The organism is Paracoccus aminophilus JCM 7686 (assembly GCF_000444995.1).
GTDB lineage: Bacteria > Pseudomonadota > Alphaproteobacteria > Rhodobacterales > Rhodobacteraceae > Paracoccus > Paracoccus aminophilus.
Genome location: NC_022041.1, coordinates 160001 through 176875, shown reverse-complemented (window position 1 = coordinate 176875; position 16875 = coordinate 160001). Strand labels below are relative to the sequence as shown.

Below are 16875 nucleotides of genomic sequence, written 5' to 3'. Positions count from 1 at the left end.
GGCAGCGCGGCGAAGGTCGGGCCGAAACCGGCCACAGGCCCTCCCCGCCCGTCACGCTCAGGCTAGGACGCGCGACGGATGCGGGCAAGGTGAGGCGTGCGGGATCAGGCCGCCCGCAATCAGGCCGTCAGGCGCTGCCCGTCATGGCCCAAAATCGTGACCTCCATCAGCGAGCCCTCAGGCATATCGCGGTCAAAGGCGACTTCGGTGAATTGCTCGGTCCGGCCGAGACGCGGGCCTTCGGTCAAGATCTTGCGGGTCTGACCCAGTTGCCCCTCAAGATGCAGGAGCAACGCCTGATCGCCCTTGGCCCGCAGACGCGCGGCGCGGTCCTTGATCGCAGCGCCCTGCACGCGCGGCATCCGGGCGGCGGGCGTGCCCTTGCGCGCCGAATAGGGGAAGACATGCAGGAAGGTCAGCCCGCAATCATCGACCAGCTTCAGCGAATTCTGGAACATCTCTTCGGTCTCGGTCGGGAAACCGGCGATGATATCGGCGCCAAAGACGATGCCCGGACGTAGCTTGCGCGCCTCTTCGCAGAAGCGGATCGCGTCATCGCGCAGATGGCGGCGCTTCATCCGCTTGAGGATCATGTCATCGCCTGCCTGAAGGCTCAGATGCAGATGCGGCATCAGACGCGGCTCTGTCGCGATGGCGAGCATCAGATTGTCGTCGGCCTCGATCGAATCGATCGAGCTGATGCGCAGGCGCGGCAGATCAGGGATGAGCCGCAGGATCCGCATCACGAGATCGCCGAGACGCGGCGTGCCGGGCAGATCGGCGCCCCAAGAGGTGAGATCAACGCCGGTCAGCACGACCTCGTTGAAGCCGCGATCGCGCAGACGTTTGATCTGCTCGACCACCACGCCCGCCGGAACAGAGCGAGAATTGCCGCGACCGAAGGGGATGATGCAGAAGGTGCAGCGGTGATCGCAGCCGTTCTGGACCTGCACATAGGCGCGGTGGCGGCCGAAACCGTCGATCAGATGGCCCGCGGTTTCCTTGACCGACATGATGTCATCGACGCGGATTTTCTCGGTCTCGCCGATCAGATCGGGGGCCATATTCGGAGCGCGCAACTGCTCCCACATGGCGGGCTGCATCTTTTCGTGGTTGCCGATGACCTTGGTCACTTCGGGCATGGCCGCGAAGGTCTCAGGCTCGGTCTGCGCCGCGCAGCCGGTCACGATCACCGGCACGCCGGGATTTTCGCGGGCGAGGCGGCGGATTTCCTGGCGCGCCTTGCGCACGGCCTCGGCGGTCACCGCGCAGGTGTTGACCACGACCGCGCCTTGCAGGCCCGCAGCCTCCGCCATTTCGCGCATGGCTTCGGTCTCATAGGCATTGAGGCGGCAGCCGAGTGTCGCGAAAATGGGGGGATTTGCGCTCATTCGCGCCAGACTCCATCAAAGACATAGGCGGTCGGGCCGGTCATCCAGACCCCGTCCTCGCGCCAGTCGATTTCAAGCGAACCGCCCTCGGGGACGTTGACCTTGACGCGCCGCCCCGTCAGCCCGCGTCTCGCCGCAGCCACAGCCGCGGCGCAAGAGCACGAGCCCGAAGCCAAGGTCGGCCCGGTGCCACGCTCCCAGATGCGCAGTTTGATCTCGCTGTCCGAGAGCACCTGCACGACCTCGACATTGGTGCGCTGGGGATAAAGCGGGTGATGTTCATGCGCGGGACCGAAGGTCGCCAAATCGACGGCATCGGCATCCTCCACGAAGAAGGTGATATGCGGATTGCCCATGCCGGTCGCGACCGGATCGCCGGGGATCGGCAGATGCAGCGTGTCGAGATCCTCGGCAATCGGGATCGTGCGCCAATCAAGCACCGGCGGCCCCATATTCACGCGCGTCAGCCCATTGCCCGCCTCTTCGACCAGAAGCACGGCGTGATCGGTGCGCAACCGCAGATGGGTCTTGCCGGTCTCGTCGATCAGATAGCGCGCGATGCAGCGGGTCGCATTGCCGCAAGCCGCCGAGAGCGAACCATCCGCGTTGAAGAAGGTCAGCCGGGCATCGGCCTCGGGATCGGTCTCGATCACCGCGAGCTGGTCGAAACCCACCCCGCGATGACGGTCGGCGATGCGTGTGACGACCCCGGCCGAAGGCATCTCGCCCCCCGCGCGCAGATCGATGACGACGAAGTCATTGCCCAGCCCATGCATCTTCATGAAGGGGAGGCGCGTTTTCCCGGTGTTTTCCATGATCGCGATATAGGACTGCAAAAAAGATTTCACCAGACCGTCGTTTTCTCCTTGACCCTCCCGGCGCCAGAAACTACTCACCGCCTCAAGAAGACGACGGGCCCATAGCTCAGTTGGTAGAGCAACTGACTTTTAATCAGTGGGTCACAGGTTCGAATCCTGTTGGGCTCACCATCTTCTTCTTCAAGGGCTTAGGCAGCAATGCCTGAGCCCTTTATCTTTTCCGCCCTTGGTTTTGCGACTCGGATTTCGCCGGGCTGCTGCGGCGCGCGCTCGCCCTTGAGTGGTGCGCGGCGCGAGCTTGCCAAGTTCCCAACCCTACGTCACGCAAAATCATCGCGCCCTTCTTAGGGCGACCTCCAGGCAACTCCGACCCTGGCGATTCCCCCGGCGCGATTCCCCCAAAGTGAATCGGCCCAGCGGATTTTCGGTCAGACCGCCCGAGAACAAAATTTCCCCGACAGACAGCGCGCAGAGAGCAACCTGCTCTTTTTCGACCGATCACGACAGGGCTTGGGTTTCTTCGCCGAATTGCGCTTGCAGTTTGGCCCAGCGGTTCAAATAATATCTATCGACTTAGTGTATATAAATCGCAACGCACCCGGATAGGTACGCCCGTGAAGAGCATACGGCGCTCCCTGCGCAAGGCTGGACAGATCGTCCTTCAAGCCATTCCGACGGTTCTCATAATCGTCATTCTGAACTTTTTCCTACTGCAGCTGGCACCAGGCGACGCCGCGGATGTCATTGCCGCCGAAGCCGGTTCAGCAACCGAAGAGACCATGTCGGCGCTGCGCGAAAGCATGGGGCTGAACCGCGCCATGCTGATCCAGCTGGGCGATTACCTGTCCTCGCTGGCCCATCTCGACCTGGGCTATTCACCGCGCTATTCGGCGCCGGTGCTGGACCTGATCCTGCAACGCCTGCCCGGCACGCTGGCACTGATGGGCACGGCTTTGGTGATCGCGGTCGGTCTGGGCGTCCTTCTGGGCGCGATCATGTCGAGCTTTGCCGGCACGGTCAAAGACCGCACGCTGTCGATCCTCTCGCTCCTTTTCTATTCGATCCCGGGCTTCTGGATCGGGCTGATGCTGATCTTGCTTTTCTCGGTCAAGCTTGGCTGGCTGCCCTCGGGCGGGTCGGGGACGATTGGCGCGGATCTGGCCTTCTGGCCGGGGCTGCTTGACCGGCTGCGCTATATGATCCTGCCCGCAACCTCGCTGTCGCTTTTCTATGTCGCGATCTATGCCCGGCTGACCCGCGCCGCGATGCTCGAGATGCGCAATCAGGACTTCGTGCGCACCGCCCGCGCCAAGGGGCTTTCGCCGCTGCGCATCACCTTCTCGCATGTGCTGCGCAATGCGCTCATCCCGGTCACGACCATGGCGGGGCTGCATTTCGGCAATATGCTTGGCGGCGCGGTCGTCGTCGAAACCGTCTTCAGCTGGCCCGGCCTTGGCCGTCTCGCCTTCGAGGCGGTGATGGCGCGCGATTTCAAGGTGCTGCTCGGCATCCTGCTGCTGTCCTCGCTGGTCGTCATCTTCGTCAATGCGCTGGTCGATTTGCTGCAAACCCGGCTCGACCCCCGGATCGGAGCCTGATCATGCCGACAGACAGTTCCCTGCACACCAATTCCCTGCACGGCGGCTATGGCGTCCCCGCACCGCACAAGACCGATCCCGGCCAGACCGCGGCGCAAAGCACGACCCAGAGCAGTTCCGAGACCGCCAAAACCGCGCCCCCGGCCAATGGCTGGAGCAATATCCATGCCCCGGATGCGCGCTCGGCCCGCGTCACCGATATCGAGCGGCGGCGGAGTTTCCGCGAGCTCTGGCTGTTTCTCAAAAACCCGAATGCGCTGTTCGGTATGGCGGTGCTGCTCTTTATGGCGGGCTGCGCGCTGACCGCGCCGTGGTTCTATCCCAAGGATCCGCTGGCCATGGTCGGGCGCCCGCTTCTGTGGCCGGGGCAGGATGCTGCCTTCCCGCTTGGCACCGATTCCATGGGCCGCGATGTGCTGGCCGGGCTGATGCATGGCGCGCGGATCTCGCTTTATGTCGGGCTGCTCGCGACGGCGATCGGTCTGGGGATCGGCGTCACCATCGGCGCGGTCGCGGGCTATTTCGGCGGGCTGGCCGACCGGATGCTCTCGCGCATCATCGTCGTCTTCCAGACGCTTCCCGCCTTCGTGCTGGTCGTGGTGCTGGTGGCGATCACCAACCCTTCGGCGACCACGATCACCATTGCCATCGCCATCGTGACCTGGCCCACCGTCGCCCGCCTGACCCGAGCCGAGTTCCGCAGCCTGCGCCAGAAGGATTTCGTCATGGCGGCGAAAAGCCTTGGCTATGGTCATGGCCATATCATCTTCCGCGAGATCCTGCCGAATGCGCTGCCGCCGATCATCGTGACCAGCTCGGTCATGGTCGCGGGCGCCATTCTGATGGAGGCGGCGCTCTCCTTCATGGGGTTCGGCGATCCGAACGTCGTCTCTTGGGGCTCGATGATCGGCGCCGGGCGCGAGATGATCCGCACCGCCTGGTATCTGACCGCCCTGCCCGGCGTCGCCATTGTCATCACCGTGCTTTCGCTCAATCTGATCGGGGACGGGCTGAATGACGCGCTCAACCCCCGCTTTTCGGAGGATCGCCTGTGAGTGCTGTTCTGTCGGTCGAAAACCTCTCGGTCGCCTTTGGCCCGGCCCGCCCGGTCGCAGGCGTCAGCTTCAAGGTCAATCCGCGCGAGACCTTGGCCATCGTCGGCGAATCCGGCTCGGGCAAATCCCTGACCGCGCTCGCGATGATGGGGCTTTTGCCGGGCAATGCCAAAACCAGCGGCGCGATCCGCATTGCAACGCCCGCCGGTCCCGCCGATATGCTGTCCCTGCCCGAAAAGCAGCGCCGCCGCCTTCGGGGCAGCGAGGTCGCGATGGTCTTTCAGGAACCAATGACCTCGCTCAACCCGGTCCATACGATCGGCCATCAGATCGGCGAAGTGCTGATCGCGCATGAAAATCTCGGCAAGGCCGCGCGCCGCGCACGGGTGATCGAGCTTTTGAACCTCGTGCGCATCCCCGATGCTGAGCGGCGCATTGACGACTATCCGCATCAGCTCTCGGGCGGGATGCGCCAGCGCGTGATGATCGCAATTGCCGTCGCCTGCCGTCCGCGCATCTTGATCGCCGATGAGGCGACGACCGCGCTCGACGTGACCATTCAGGCGCAGATCCTGCAACTGCTCGACCAGTTGCGGCGTGAGCTGGATATGGCGGTGGTGCTGATCACCCATGATCTCGGCATCGTCTCGCAATGGGCCGACCGCGTGGTGGTGATGTATGCGGGCCATCACGTCGAGGAAGGCCCGCCCGACACCGTCTTCGCGCAGCCCGCGCATCCCTATACCTCGGGGCTGCTGGCGGCCTCGCCCCGGCTCCATGGCAAGCAGACCTATCGCGATGCCGCTTTGACCGAGATTCCGGGCTCGATCACCTCGGCCAAGGGCGAGCGCGGCTGTCCCTTCCGCCCGCGCTGCCAACGCGCCGCGCCGATCTGCGCCGAGGCGATCCCGGCCTCGACCGTCGAGCCGGGCGACCGTCGCGTCGCCTGCCATTTCCCCGGGCCCGCCTTGGCCCCGCCCGCCCAATCAGAGCCAGCTCATGTCCCTTCTTTCGCTTGAAAACGTCTCGACCACCTACCGCAGTCCGACCGGCGCCTTTCGCGCCATCGAAGATGTCAGCCTGACCATCGCGCAAGGCGAAACCGTCGGGTTGGTGGGCGAGTCGGGCTGCGGGAAATCGACGCTTGGCAAGACGCTGATGCGTCTGGTGCCGACCTCTCAGGGCCAGATCCGGCTGGATGACGAGGACATCACCCATGCGAGCGGGCGCGCGCTTTTGCCTGCGCGGCGCAAGCTCCAGATGATCTTTCAGGACCCTTTCGCCTCGCTGAACCCGCGCCATTCGATCCGCCGCATCCTGACGGGTCCGCTCAAGGTCCATGGCGTCAAGGGCCGGGCCGAGCGCGAGCGCATTGCGCAAGAGATCGTGCTGGAGGTTGGCCTGCCCGCGGATTCGCTCGACCGGTTTCCGCATGAGTTTTCAGGCGGGCAGCGTCAGCGCATCGGCATTGCCCGCGCGCTGATCCTGCAACCGCAGCTCATCGTCTGTGACGAGCCGGTCTCGGCGCTGGATCTGTCGATTCAGGCGCAGATCATCAACCTCTTGGTGCGTCTCAAGCGCGAATTCGGGCTGTCTTACCTCTTCATCAGCCATGACCTCTCGGTGGTGCGCTATTTCGCCGACCGGGTGCTGGTGATGTATCTGGGCCGGATCGTCGAAAGCGGTCCGACGCAAGAGGTCTGGGACAGCCCGCGCCATCCCTATACCCGCGCGCTGATCGATGCGGTCCCCGACGCCAGCCATTCGCGCGAGGGTGCCGCGCCGCTGTCGGGCGATCTGCCGGGTGTCCAGAACCTGCCCGGCGGGTGCCGCTTCCATCCGCGCTGCCCCTTCGCGACAGATCTTTGCCGCAGCGTCGAGCCGCTGATCCAGCCCGATGCGACCGGCCACGCCTTCGCCTGCCATCACCCCCTTGCCGTAGCCGAGGAGGCCTGATGGCTGATCTGTCCCGCTCGCGCCTGACAGCCTTGCAGGATCAGGCCCACTTTCTATTCGCGCCTGGCTTTGTCGCGGCCCCGGTCGATGTCGCCGCATGGCCTCTCGACGGGGCAAGCCTGCCCGATCCCTTCGCCGCGAAGGCGCGCACAAAGCCCGCCTGACGCCTCATCCGCCGCTCCCCTTCAGGTGGCGCGGCGCTTTCGTCTGGGGAGCGGTCGTGTTACACCGACCGCCAATTTGCAATGTCCGGAACCGATATGCTGACGATGAAAGGGAAATACGGGATCAAAGCCTTGATCCATCTCGCGCGGCTGAGCTCTGACGAGATGCAGCAATCCTCGGCCATCGCCGAGGCGAACGGCATTCCCAAGAAGTTTCTGGACACGATCCTTTCCGAGCTGCGCAATGCCGGGCTGATCCACACCCGCAAAGGTCGCAGCGGCGGCTATCAGCTGCGCGTGCCGGCCGAAAACATCTCTGTCGCGCAGATCCTGCGCATTCTCGACGGGCCGATCTCGCCGATTTCTTGCGTCAGCAAGACCGCCTATCAGAAGTGTTTCGATTGCCGCAACCAGACCACCTGCGAGATCCGGCTGCTGATGCTCGATGTGCGCGATGCGATGCTCGAAATCCTCGAACACCGCACCCTGCGCGATCTGAGCAATTCCGGCGCGCTCGCCCAGCATGTCTTGAGCATGGGCGGGCCGGAAGGCTTGGGCGGGGGCGAAACCGCCGCCCAAGCTGGTTGAGGCCTAGGCCGCTGCCGCCGCGTCCCAGGCGCGGTGATCGACCCAATCGGCAATGCTGAAATCCTGATCGAGAAAACCGTTGCGGAACAGGAAATCCTTGTAGCTTTCGACCGCCGCCAGAAGCGTCGGATCAAGCGACAGGCCAAGGCTGGTCGCAAGCTGGGGGCCATGGGCCGCGCGGATCTGCTCTTCGGTCGCGGCGGTTTCGCTGGCAGCAAAGCGCACGGTATCCTCGGGATGAGCGGCGGCCCAGTCTCCGGCGGCGCGGATCGTGGTGATCAGCGTCGCCACCAGATCGGGGCGCTCATCGAGCAGCGCGCCATCGACCGTCAGCAGCCGGGGCGAGCCCGAATTGATGCGGATCGCCGGATCTTCGTGGAAGCCGAAGGAAATCACCTCATGCGCGCCGATCAGATTGGCCGCGGCCAGACCCGGCGCGCCTTTGACATAGATCGCATCAACCTCGCCCCGGAAGAGCGCGCGGATTTCCGGCCCATAGGGCGCGCGGCGCTTGAGCCCGAAGAGCTCGGCCTCGGCACCGGCTGCGGCGAGAATCCCCTCGTCGAAGAGAATGTCGGTATAGTCGACCTCCTCCTTGGCGATCCCGGCAAGCTGAAGCGCCGATTCAAAGCCCTTGAGCGCGGTCGCGCGCCAGAAATCGACGACGAAGACATCCTCTTGCGGCCGCTTCGGCACGCCCAGACGCCGCCCCTTGAGATCGGCCGCTGTCTTGATCCCCGAGCCCGGCAGCGTGACCAGCGCCTGATATTCATCGGTCCAGGTCACGCCGATCAGCCGGGTGTCGCGCCCCTCTGAGCGGGCGCGGATCGGCGGCACATTGCCGCCATGGCGGAAGGACCATTTCAGCGTGTGATTGAAATGGCTCTGGCGGATGTTGCGATCATTGCTGTCGATGATCGATTCAAGCTTCACGCCCTTCTCGGTGAAGGCCTTTTCGAGCCAGCCCAACTGGGCCGCCAGCCCGACCGGGGTCGGCACCGGGCAGCGCGTATACCAAAGGGTCGCCGTGTTCTGCAGTGTCATATCTGCCTCCGTTTACGCGATGAAATGGATGTCCGAGCCATTGCCGAAAAGCCCCGCCGCATCGGGCGTATGGCCCGCGATCTTGCGATTGAAGACAGTGTGTTCGGGGCTGGTGACGGTATAGATCGAGGGAATATCCTCGAAGAGGATCTCTTGGATGCGGCGCCATTGCTGGCGGCGCTTCTGGTGGTCATTCTCGACCGCCGAGGCCTCCAGAAGTTGATCCACCTCGGGGTTGTGGTAATGCGAGCCATTCGAGAAGGGCACGCCGGGCTTGAAGTTCTTCGACCAGTAAAGCCGCTGCACGCCCACCGTCGGGTCAAAGAGGTTCGACATGCCGTTATAAAGGAAGTCGAAATCGCGGTCGGTGTAGACGCGCTTGGTATAGGTCGCGAAATCCTGCGCGCGGATCTGGGCGTCGACCCCGATCTGTTGCAGCGCCTGCCGGATATATTCCGCGCCCCGCCGCGTGCCTTCGCTGCCCGGCACATAATCGAGATGGACGCTGAACCGGGTGCCGTCACTGCCGCGCGGATGGCCCGCTTCGTCGAGAAGTGCCTCGGCCTTGGTCGGATTGATCTCATGGCGCGGTAGATCCGCGAAATAGAAGTCCTTGAGATTGGGATGGATCGGCCCGTTCAGCACATGGCCATAGCCGAAATTCGTGAGGTTCAGAATAACCTCGGGGTCGATGACCTGAGCGAAGGCCTTGCGCACTCGGACATCCTGGAAAATCGGGCGGTCGAGGTTGAATTCGACCCGGCGCACGCCATTGGCATATTGATAGCCGTTCCACTCGAGCCCGAGCTCGGGGTTCTGCTCGATCCGCGACAGATCGGCAATCGGGATCGGCTCGCCCGGCGCGATATGGACCTCGCCGGATTCAATCGCGGCGACGCGGGCGGCGGCATCGGGCAGGAAGCGGATCACCAGCCGGTCAATCGCGGGCTTCGGCTGATCCCAATAGTCGGGATTGCGGTCATAGATGATATGGCTGCCGCGCACCCATTCCTTGAAAACATAAGGCCCGGTGCCGACCGGCGCATTCTGGGCAGGGTTTTCCAGCGGCTCGCCGGTGCCATAGAGATGGACCGGCACGATCGGGGTTTCCGAGGCCGCGAGCGCGCGGATCAGATAGGGCGCGGGCTCGCTGAGGATCAGCGTCACATGCTGATCGTCCGGGGTCTGAACATCGGTCACATTGGCGAAGGTGTTGCGCCCGCGCGGATGAACCTCTTTGATCGTCTTGAGCGAGAAGGCGACATCCTTCGAGGTAAAGGGCGTGCCGTCATGCCATTTCACCCCGTCGCGCAAAGTGAAATCATAGCGCAATCCGTCGTCGCTGACCTTCCATTCGGTCGCAAGCTGCGGCTTCGGCGTCAGGTCGAAATCATAGGCCAGCAGGCCCTCGTTGGTCTTGCCCGAGACGAAGACCGTGTAATAGGCCGTATGCCCCAGCGCCGAGATCACCGGCGGCTCGGAGGACAAAGCGATGACGGCGGTGCCGCCGGGCTTGATCTCTTGCGCCAGCGCCGCGGAAAACGGCAAGGCGCTCAGTCCCAGCGATGCGCCAAGTGCCGCCGAACCATACAGAAAACCGCGACGGGAAAGATTTGCGGAGGTGCTCATGATGAATGGATTTGCCTTTGATGGTCGCGCCTGAAGGTCACGTCGGAGGCGACCGGGTTAGCTTCATTGACAATGTCTACCAACTAACTCAATAAATAAAGCCGCCAAAGCAGGCGCTCCCGGGTCATAGAGCAAATAAAGGAGGAACCTTCTTTCACCCTCGTTTCGTGTGGAAGGAAACCCGCGCCGGTGCCCTCTCCCTCAGAAGGAACGACCTCTGAGCGCCCTGATCCGGGCCGAAGGAAATCAAAGACCGCGCGACGAATCAGCAAGGCCTCGTTCGCGCGCCATGAAAGGAGACCGCAATGGTCGCATATCGCTATCTGGGCCGCAGCGCCCTCAAAGTTTCGCCGATCACGCTTGGCACCATGATGTTTGGCGGCCCGACCCCGGATGATGTCGCCTTCCGCATCATCGATCAGGCCAAGGATCAGGGCATCAACTTCATCGACACCGCCGATGTTTACCATGATGGCGCCTCCGAGATCACCGTCGGCAAAGGCATTGCCAAATCGCGCGATCATTGGGTTCTGGCGACGAAATTCACCAACTCCCGCGCCGTCGGCCCGAATTTGGGCGGTCAGTCGCGCAAATGGATCATCCAGAACGTCGAAGGCCAGCTGAAGCGTCTGGGCACCGATTACATCGACATCCTCTATTTCCACCGCGCGATTTTCGACGCGCCGCTCGAAGAGCCGCTGCGCGCCATTGGCGATCTGATCCAGCAGGGCAAGCTGCGCTATTACGGCGTCTCGAACTTCCGCGCCTGGCGCATTGCCGAGGTCGCACATCTGGCCGACAAGCTGGGCATTGACCGCCCCGTCGCCAGCCAGCCGCTTTACAACATCGTCACCCGCGCCGCCGAGCGCGAGGAACTGCCCGCCGCCGCCTATTTCGGTCTGGGCACCGTCACCTATTCGCCGCTGGCGCGCGGTGTGTTGACCGGGAAATATGTGCCGGGCGAAGCGCCGGGTGCCGATACCCGTGCGGGCCGCGGCGACAAACGGATTCTCGAAACCGAATGGCGCCCGGAATCGGTCGAAATCGCACAGAAAGTGGCCGATTACGCCCGCTCGCGCGGCTTGACCCCGACGCAATTCGCGCTGGCTTGGGTTCTGGAAAACCAGCTTGTGACCTCGACCATCGCCGGTCCGCGCACCGAAGAGCATTGGGACGGCTATATCCAGGCGCTCGACACCCGCCTGACCGCCGAGGATGACGCTTTCGTCGATGGTTTGGTCACGCCCGGCCATGCCTCGACCCATGGTTTCAACGATCCGAGCCATCCGATCGAGGGCCGCGTTGCCCGCAGCTCGGACGCCCAACCGGCCTTCCTGCGCGCGCGGAGCTGATCGCATCCGCAAGCCCCCCAAAAGCAAACGGCCCGCATCGCGCGGGCCGTTTTCATTTATGGTGTCTGGCTGGGGGTGGGCGGGTCAGAAAACCCGGCCCTCCTCCAGATGGGTCGTGGTGCCGTTGAGCATATAATCCCCGATCACCCGCGCCTTATGGTTCAGCGGATTGTGGTTCAGCACGGTGCGGATATTGCGCCAGTGCCGGTCGAGGTTGAACCGCGACGAGGTCGCCGAGCCGCCGCCCAGCTCGAAGATCTTGCCCGCCGCTTCCAGCGCCAACTGCCCCGAGACCAGCTGGGCCCGCGCGCCATTCAGCGCCGCCTGAATGACCAGAGGCTCGACCTCGTCATTCGGCCGCCCTTCGAGGATCGCCGTGGCCACGCCTTCCTGCTCGAGCGCCGCGGCGCGGATGGCGGCATCGACGCCGTAGGCCAGCGCCGAGACATCGCCCAGCACCTTCTGCACGAAGAGATCGTCGCGGGCAAAGCGGGCATGGCTGTGGTTCGCGGCCCGCGCATGTTCGAGGACATAGTCCTGCGCATCCGCCAAGGCACCGGCCACCGCACCCGCCGCCGAAGCCGCGAGGTGCAGCTGGCGCAAAGTCGAAGTGTGCCGCCCGATGAGCGTGCTGAGATCGCGCGTGCCGATCTCTTCGGGCTCGACCCGGACGTGATCCAGAACCACGCCGCCCGAGGCGGTCAGCCGCTGGCCCATGCCGTCCCAGTCATCGAGCACAGTGACGCCCTCGCGGTCGGTCGGGATCATCACGAAAACCGCCTCGCCCTCTTCATTGACCGCGCTGAACGAGCCGTAATCGGCAAAAGCCGTGCCGGTCGCATAATGCTTGCGGCCATGCAGGATGTAGTGATCGCCTGCGCGCGTCAGGGTCGTGCCGATGTCGATCGGATGTTTGGTCTGGTTCTCGGTATGCGCGCCGGCAAAGATCGCGCCCGACAGCAGCCGCTCGAAGGCGAGCCCGTCCGGTTGCAGAAGGGAGCGCAGCACGATCGATTCCGCAAAGTTGAAATGGCTGCGGAGGGCGTGGGCCACATTGCTATCGCCCGCGCCAAGCTGGCGAATGACCTCGATGTAATCCGTCACCTTGCCGCCGGGGCCGCCATATTCGACCGGAACCAGCAGCGTGCCGATGCGCGCCTCGCGGATCCAGTCGAAGGGCTCGAAGGGCAGAATGCGCTCGCGGTCGCGCCGGGCAGCGTCTTCGCGGATGCGCAGAACCAGATCGGGAAGAGCCGCATAGATCGACTGAAGGGTCGGCGCCGTCGGAATGGGCTCGGGGAGAAGTTGGGCGTGCAGAGCCATGGAATCACCATTTCAATATATACTCCGTTTATAGATGTTTGACACATAGAGATGCCACAGATCTTTCGGAGTTTTTGCCGCGCGTGCCGGTTTCAGCACAAAAAGAGCAAATTCCTTGTGTTTCACGGAAGCTCGCGAGAAGCATCTTCCCCGCCCGCGCCCGAGTAGAAAATAGACATTCATATATTGGAAAAGTAGAGTTACCCACAGACCAGAAAGAGCTTCCGATGCCGGACCCGATCCAAGACAAGAGCTGCGCACGTCCCCGATTCATCATCTGGGACCCGCTCTGCGATCAGCCAGAGCCGGGGCTTTTCGACCTTGCCGACGAGGCGCTTTTCTTCGACCCAAGCCGCAGCCTCGGCTTTCACAGCGACCAGCTGCGCGCTCAGATCGAGATGCTGCCCTGGGTCCATATCGTCGCGGCGGGGCGTTGGGTGCCGGTTCTGGTCGATCTCTCGACCCGCTATCTGCATCTCTGCATCGGCTCGGCGGTGTTCCACCAGCCGGTCCTCGAGGTCTCGGACGGGCGCGAGCGGCTGACGCTTGGCAGCGCGCCCCTGCCCTTCCCGAGCTTCACCACCAGCCCCGGCCAGCCCCGGTTGCGCCGCAAGCTCGAGCTTTGGGGCAGCGCGCCGCTGGTCGCGGCTCAGGGCGAGAACCCGTGGCAAACCCTGTCGCGCGCGGCCTGTCAGCCCCACCGGGCCTGAGGCCCGCCGATCTTTCCCGACACTTTTCGAATGAGGCACTTCCCATGGCGCGCGCCCAACGCGAACTCCATCTCAATATCGGCCTGAACACCACGGGCTATATCGAGCCCGCCTGGCGTCACGGCGCGACCCGGCTCGAGGATATCAACGACCCGAACTTCTATCTCGAGATTGCACGGCTGGCCCATCAGGGCCGGTTTGACGCGCTGTTCCTGTCAGACCATCCGGCGCTGCGCACCGGGGCGAACACCCGTCCCTTCCACACGATCGACCCGCTGATCCTGCTGACCCATCTTGCGGCGCAAGTGCCCGATATCGGCTTGGTGGCAACGATGTCGACCACCTATAACTCGCCCTATAACCTCGCGCGCCGCGCCCAAAGCGTCGATGTCATGTCCGGCGGGCGGCTGATCGTGAATATGGTCAGCTCGTTCAACCCCGATGTCGCGGCCAATTTCGGCGCCGAGCCGCTGCCGCCGCGCAAGGCGCGCTATGATCGCGCGAATGAGTTTCTCGATGTGGTCAAGCAGCTTTGGACGAGCTGGACGCCCGGTGCAAAACCCGCGCCCGACGGACAGTTCTGGGAGGCCTCGACCGGCGCGCCCATTGATTTCAAAGGTGAATATTTCTCGATCAAGGGCCCGCTCAATGTGCCGGTCAGCCCGCAGCGCCATCCGGTGATCGCGCAGGCGGGCGGCTCGGAGAGCGGCATTGCCTTCGCCGCGCGTCATGGCGAGATCATCTATGCCAATGTGCTGTCGCGGCAGGCGGGGCAGGCGTTCCGGGCAAAACTGAACGCGAAGGCCGTGGAATTCGGTCGCGATCCCGCCGAGATCCTGCTGGTGCCGGGGCTGGTTCCCTTTGTCGCCGACACCCGCGAGGAAGCTTTGCGCCTGCATGAACGGCTGCATGGCGCGGCGAATGAAGAGGAACTTCTGGCCCAGTTCCTGCGTCAATTCGGCCTCGATCCGGCGCGGATCGACCCGGATAAGGTGTTGACCGCCGAGGAGGTCATGCCCGACCCAGAACAGGGCGGCGCGCTTGGTTTCCTGCTCGGCATGGTCGAGCTTTTGCGCCATGAAGAGCTGACCCCGCGTCAGGCGATCCGCCGCTCGGCCGGTCACCATCGCGCGGTGATCGGCACGCCGGAAGAGGTCGCCGAGGCGATCATTGATCTGTGGCAGGACGGCACGGTGGACGGCTATACGGTCCAACCGCCGCGTATTCGGGAAGACACCCAGATCTTCGTGGAGAAAGTGATTCCGATCCTTCAGTCGCGCGGCGTTTTCCGTGATGCCTATAGGTCGGGCGAGACGATCCGGGAGCGTTATGGTCTGACGGCGGTGTGAGGCTGTGCTCTATGCCTTGAGGGCGCCCGTCCGGGTGGATGGGCGTCTTTTTCGTGGATGTGCTGAGGGGGAGGATCTGGCTGTCACGCATCCCGATGGGATTGTGTTGCGGGGGTCTTTGCTTGGCTACGCGGAGATCGTCGCTCCTGGGGAGCGTTTTCTCATCTGCGCAACCACGAACGCGGACATCCCCGCGGAGCGAGGTTGTTCTGTATCTATATTTGGATTTGGTTGCGGGGACAGGATTTGAACCTGTGACCTTCAGGTTATGAGCCTGACGAGCTACCGGGCTGCTCTACCCCGCGCCGGTTGCGCTGCTGGTTTTGCGGCGCTTTTTTTTATCATCGTTTATGAGAGATATGTTTGCTTCTTACCAGGTCTGGCGGTGACCTACTCTCCCACGTCTTAGGACGCAGTACCATTGGCGCGACGGCGCTTAACTGCCGAGTTCGGGATGGGATCGGGTGTTTCGCTCGTGCTTTGGCCACCAGACCAGGAAAGAAGCAATCGGCGTTTCCCTTTCGGGATCGGTTTGTCCAAGTATTGATGCTTTTGGAAGTTTAGACAGGTCTGTCTTCTTCCGGATCAAATCAAGCCTATCGAGCCATTAGTACCAGTCAGCTGAACGCATTGCTGCGCTTACACCTCTGGCCTATCGACGTGGTGGTCTTCCACGGCTCTCAAGGGATACCTTGTTTTGAGGGGGGCTTCACGCTTAGATGCCTTCAGCGTTTATCCTGTCCGTTCATAGCTACCCAGCACTGCCGTTGGCACGACAACTGGTCCACCAGTGGAACGTTCACCCCGGTCCTCTCGTACTAGGGGCAACTCCTCTCAAGTATCCTACACCCACGGCAGATAGGGACCGAACTGTCTCACGACGTTCTAAACCCAGCTCACGTACCTCTTTAAACGGCGAACAGCCGTACCCTTGGGACCTGCTCCAGCCCCAGGATGAGATGAGCCGACATCGAGGTGCCAAACGATGCCGTCGATATGGACTCTTGGGCATCATCAGCCTGTTATCCCCAGCGTACCTTTTATCCGTTGAGCGATGGCCCTTCCACTCGGGACCACCGGATCACTATGGCCGACTTTCGTCTCTGCTCGACTTGTCAGTCTTGCAGTCAGGCTGGCTTCTGCCATTGCACTCAACGAGCGATTTCCGACCGCTCTGAGCCAACCTTCGCGCGCCTCCGTTACTCTTTGGGAGGCGACCGCCCCAGTCAAACTACCCACCACGCAGGGTCCCGGATCCGGATAACGGACCGCGGTTAGACATCAAGAGTGCGAAGGGTGGTATCTCAAGGATGGCTCCACCGGAACTGGCGTCCCGGTTTCAGCGCCTACCACCTATCCTGCACATCACAATCCTGATGCCAGTGCGAAGCTATAGTAAAGGTGCATGGGGTCTTTCCGTCTAACCGCGGGAAGTCTGCATCTTCACAGACAATTCAATTTCGCTGAGTCCACATTTGAGACAGCGGGGAAGTCGTTACGCCATTCGTGCAGGTCGGAACTTACCCGACAAGGAATTTCGCTACCTTAGGACCGTTATAGTTACGGCCGCCGTTTACCGGGGCTTCAATTCAGAGCTTGCACTCCTCCTTTTAACCTTCCGGCACCGGGCAGGCGTCAGACCCTATACGTCGTCTTACGACTTCGCAGAGCCCTGTGTTTTTAGTAAACAGTCGCCACCCCCTGATTTGTGCCCCCCGCCTATAGTTGCCTACAAACGGGGCCTCCTTCTCGCGAACTTACGGAGGTATTTTGCCGAGTTCCTTAAATGTGGTTCTCTCAAGCGCCTTGGTATTCTCTACCAGTCCACCTGTGTCGGTTTAGGGTACGGTCTTGTGGAGGGCTATTTCCAGGAACCCCTCAGCAGCCCATTCAATCCG

Annotated in this window: 14 protein-coding genes, 2 tRNA genes and 2 rRNA genes (1 of these 18 running past the window's edge); 10 read left to right on the top strand and 8 right to left on the bottom strand. The window is 62.8% G+C overall.

Annotation, left to right across the window (positions count from 1 at the left end):
- Positions 1-119 precede the first annotated feature (119 nt).
- Entirely contained in the window at positions 120-1391 is a 1272-nt protein-coding gene (gene mtaB, locus JCM7686_RS00880) for a tRNA (N(6)-L-threonylcarbamoyladenosine(37)-C(2))-methylthiotransferase MtaB (RefSeq protein ID WP_020948976.1), read from the bottom strand.
- Positions 1388-2206: a diaminopimelate epimerase gene (gene dapF / locus JCM7686_RS00875; RefSeq protein ID WP_041527470.1), complete on the bottom strand. Its 819-nt coding sequence runs from the start codon at positions 2204-2206 to the stop codon at positions 1388-1390. The genes mtaB and dapF overlap by 4 nt, the downstream gene beginning before the upstream one ends.
- A 98-nt stretch (positions 2207-2304) precedes the next feature.
- Here dapF and JCM7686_RS00870 point away from each other — a divergent pair.
- The 7 genes from JCM7686_RS00870 (at position 2305) to JCM7686_RS00845 (ending at position 7570) form a co-directional block, all read left to right on the top strand.
- Positions 2305-2380: transfer RNA gene (locus tag JCM7686_RS00870), tRNA-Lys, on the top strand.
- A gap of 443 nt (positions 2381-2823) precedes the next feature.
- Entirely contained in the window at positions 2824-3807 is a 984-nt protein-coding gene (locus tag JCM7686_RS00865; RefSeq protein WP_020948974.1) for an ABC transporter permease, read from the top strand.
- Positions 3808-3809: 2 nt separating this feature from the next.
- Positions 3810-4862, top strand: coding sequence for an ABC transporter permease (locus tag JCM7686_RS00860; RefSeq protein ID WP_020948973.1), 1053 nt, complete (start codon positions 3810-3812; stop codon positions 4860-4862).
- Positions 4859-5881: an ABC transporter ATP-binding protein gene (locus JCM7686_RS00855; RefSeq protein ID WP_020948972.1), complete on the top strand. Its 1023-nt coding sequence runs from the start codon at positions 4859-4861 to the stop codon at positions 5879-5881. Before JCM7686_RS00860 ends, JCM7686_RS00855 begins: the two co-directional genes overlap by 4 nt.
- On the top strand, positions 5862-6818 hold the full coding sequence (locus JCM7686_RS00850; RefSeq protein ID WP_020948971.1) for an ABC transporter ATP-binding protein: 957 nt from the start codon (positions 5862-5864) through the stop codon (positions 6816-6818). The genes JCM7686_RS00855 and JCM7686_RS00850 overlap by 20 nt, the downstream gene beginning before the upstream one ends.
- Positions 6818-6982 carry a hypothetical protein gene (locus JCM7686_RS24615; protein WP_158442332.1) on the top strand — a complete coding sequence of 55 codons (165 nt, stop codon included), beginning with the start codon at positions 6818-6820 and terminating at the stop codon, positions 6980-6982. The genes JCM7686_RS00850 and JCM7686_RS24615 overlap by 1 nt, the downstream gene beginning before the upstream one ends.
- A 96-nt stretch (positions 6983-7078) precedes the next feature.
- Positions 7079-7570 carry an RrF2 family transcriptional regulator gene (locus JCM7686_RS00845; protein ID WP_041527468.1) on the top strand — a complete coding sequence of 164 codons (492 nt, stop codon included), beginning with the start codon at positions 7079-7081 and terminating at the stop codon, positions 7568-7570.
- Positions 7571-7573: 3 nt separating this feature from the next.
- Here JCM7686_RS00845 and JCM7686_RS00840 read toward each other — a convergent pair whose 3' ends face one another.
- Together JCM7686_RS00840 and JCM7686_RS00835 are read right to left on the bottom strand one after the other, a co-directional pair.
- The gene (locus tag JCM7686_RS00840; protein WP_020948969.1) at positions 7574-8614 is read right to left on the bottom strand and encodes an ABC transporter substrate-binding protein; all 1041 of its coding nucleotides are present in this window, start codon (positions 8612-8614) and stop codon (positions 7574-7576) included.
- Between the two features lie 12 nt (positions 8615-8626).
- The gene (locus JCM7686_RS00835) at positions 8627-10243 is read right to left on the bottom strand and encodes an ABC transporter substrate-binding protein (RefSeq protein ID WP_020948968.1); all 1617 of its coding nucleotides are present in this window, start codon (positions 10241-10243) and stop codon (positions 8627-8629) included.
- 305 nt (positions 10244-10548) lie between these two features.
- Here JCM7686_RS00835 and JCM7686_RS00830 point away from each other — a divergent pair, with 305 nt between their 5' ends.
- Complete coding sequence (locus JCM7686_RS00830; RefSeq protein ID WP_020948967.1) at positions 10549-11595, top strand: aldo/keto reductase; 1047 nt, start codon at positions 10549-10551, stop codon at positions 11593-11595.
- Positions 11596-11679: 84 nt separating this feature from the next.
- Here the strand turns inward: JCM7686_RS00830 and JCM7686_RS00825 are convergent, their stop codons facing one another.
- Entirely contained in the window at positions 11680-12918 is a 1239-nt protein-coding gene (locus tag JCM7686_RS00825; protein WP_020948966.1) for an acyl-CoA dehydrogenase family protein, read from the bottom strand.
- Positions 12919-13145: 227 nt separating this feature from the next.
- On the opposite strand from JCM7686_RS00825, the gene JCM7686_RS00820 reads away from it, so the two are divergent.
- Both JCM7686_RS00820 and JCM7686_RS00815 read left to right on the top strand, forming a co-directional pair.
- Positions 13146-13628, top strand: a complete 483-nt coding sequence (locus JCM7686_RS00820; protein ID WP_041527030.1) for a hypothetical protein — start codon at positions 13146-13148, stop codon at positions 13626-13628.
- A gap of 44 nt (positions 13629-13672) precedes the next feature.
- Positions 13673-14977 (top strand): NtaA/DmoA family FMN-dependent monooxygenase, encoded by a 1305-nt coding sequence (locus JCM7686_RS00815; RefSeq protein WP_020948964.1) that lies wholly within the window; start codon positions 13673-13675, stop codon positions 14975-14977.
- 228 nt (positions 14978-15205) lie between these two features.
- Here JCM7686_RS00815 and JCM7686_RS00810 read toward each other — a convergent pair.
- From JCM7686_RS00810 to JCM7686_RS00800, 3 genes are all read right to left on the bottom strand, one after another.
- Positions 15206-15282: transfer RNA gene (locus tag JCM7686_RS00810), tRNA-Met, on the bottom strand.
- A 72-nt stretch (positions 15283-15354) separates the two neighbouring features.
- Positions 15355-15469: ribosomal RNA gene (gene rrf, locus JCM7686_RS00805) — 5S ribosomal RNA — on the bottom strand.
- Between the two features lie 94 nt (positions 15470-15563).
- Positions 15564-16875: ribosomal RNA gene (locus JCM7686_RS00800) — 23S ribosomal RNA — on the bottom strand (it continues 1517 nt past the right edge of the window).

Coding starts and splice junctions, on each gene's coding strand:
- mtaB (WP_020948976.1), bottom strand. CDS start 1,391: ATGAGCGCAAATCCCCCCATTTTCGCGACACTCGGCTGCCGCCTCAAT.
- dapF (WP_041527470.1), bottom strand. CDS start 2,206: ATGGAAAACACCGGGAAAACGCGCCTCCCCTTCATGAAGATGCATGGG.
- JCM7686_RS00860 (WP_020948973.1), top strand. CDS start 3,810: ATGCCGACAGACAGTTCCCTGCACACCAATTCCCTGCACGGCGGCTAT.
- JCM7686_RS00850 (WP_020948971.1), top strand. CDS start 5,862: ATGTCCCTTCTTTCGCTTGAAAACGTCTCGACCACCTACCGCAGTCCG.
- JCM7686_RS24615 (WP_158442332.1), top strand. CDS start 6,818: ATGGCTGATCTGTCCCGCTCGCGCCTGACAGCCTTGCAGGATCAGGCC.
- JCM7686_RS00845 (WP_041527468.1), top strand. CDS start 7,079: ATGCTGACGATGAAAGGGAAATACGGGATCAAAGCCTTGATCCATCTC.
- JCM7686_RS00840 (WP_020948969.1), bottom strand. CDS start 8,614: ATGACACTGCAGAACACGGCGACCCTTTGGTATACGCGCTGCCCGGTG.
- JCM7686_RS00835 (WP_020948968.1), bottom strand. CDS start 10,243: ATGAGCACCTCCGCAAATCTTTCCCGTCGCGGTTTTCTGTATGGTTCG.
- JCM7686_RS00830 (WP_020948967.1), top strand. CDS start 10,549: ATGGTCGCATATCGCTATCTGGGCCGCAGCGCCCTCAAAGTTTCGCCG.
- JCM7686_RS00825 (WP_020948966.1), bottom strand. CDS start 12,918: ATGGCTCTGCACGCCCAACTTCTCCCCGAGCCCATTCCGACGGCGCCG.
- JCM7686_RS00820 (WP_041527030.1), top strand. CDS start 13,146: ATGCCGGACCCGATCCAAGACAAGAGCTGCGCACGTCCCCGATTCATC.
- JCM7686_RS00815 (WP_020948964.1), top strand. CDS start 13,673: ATGGCGCGCGCCCAACGCGAACTCCATCTCAATATCGGCCTGAACACC.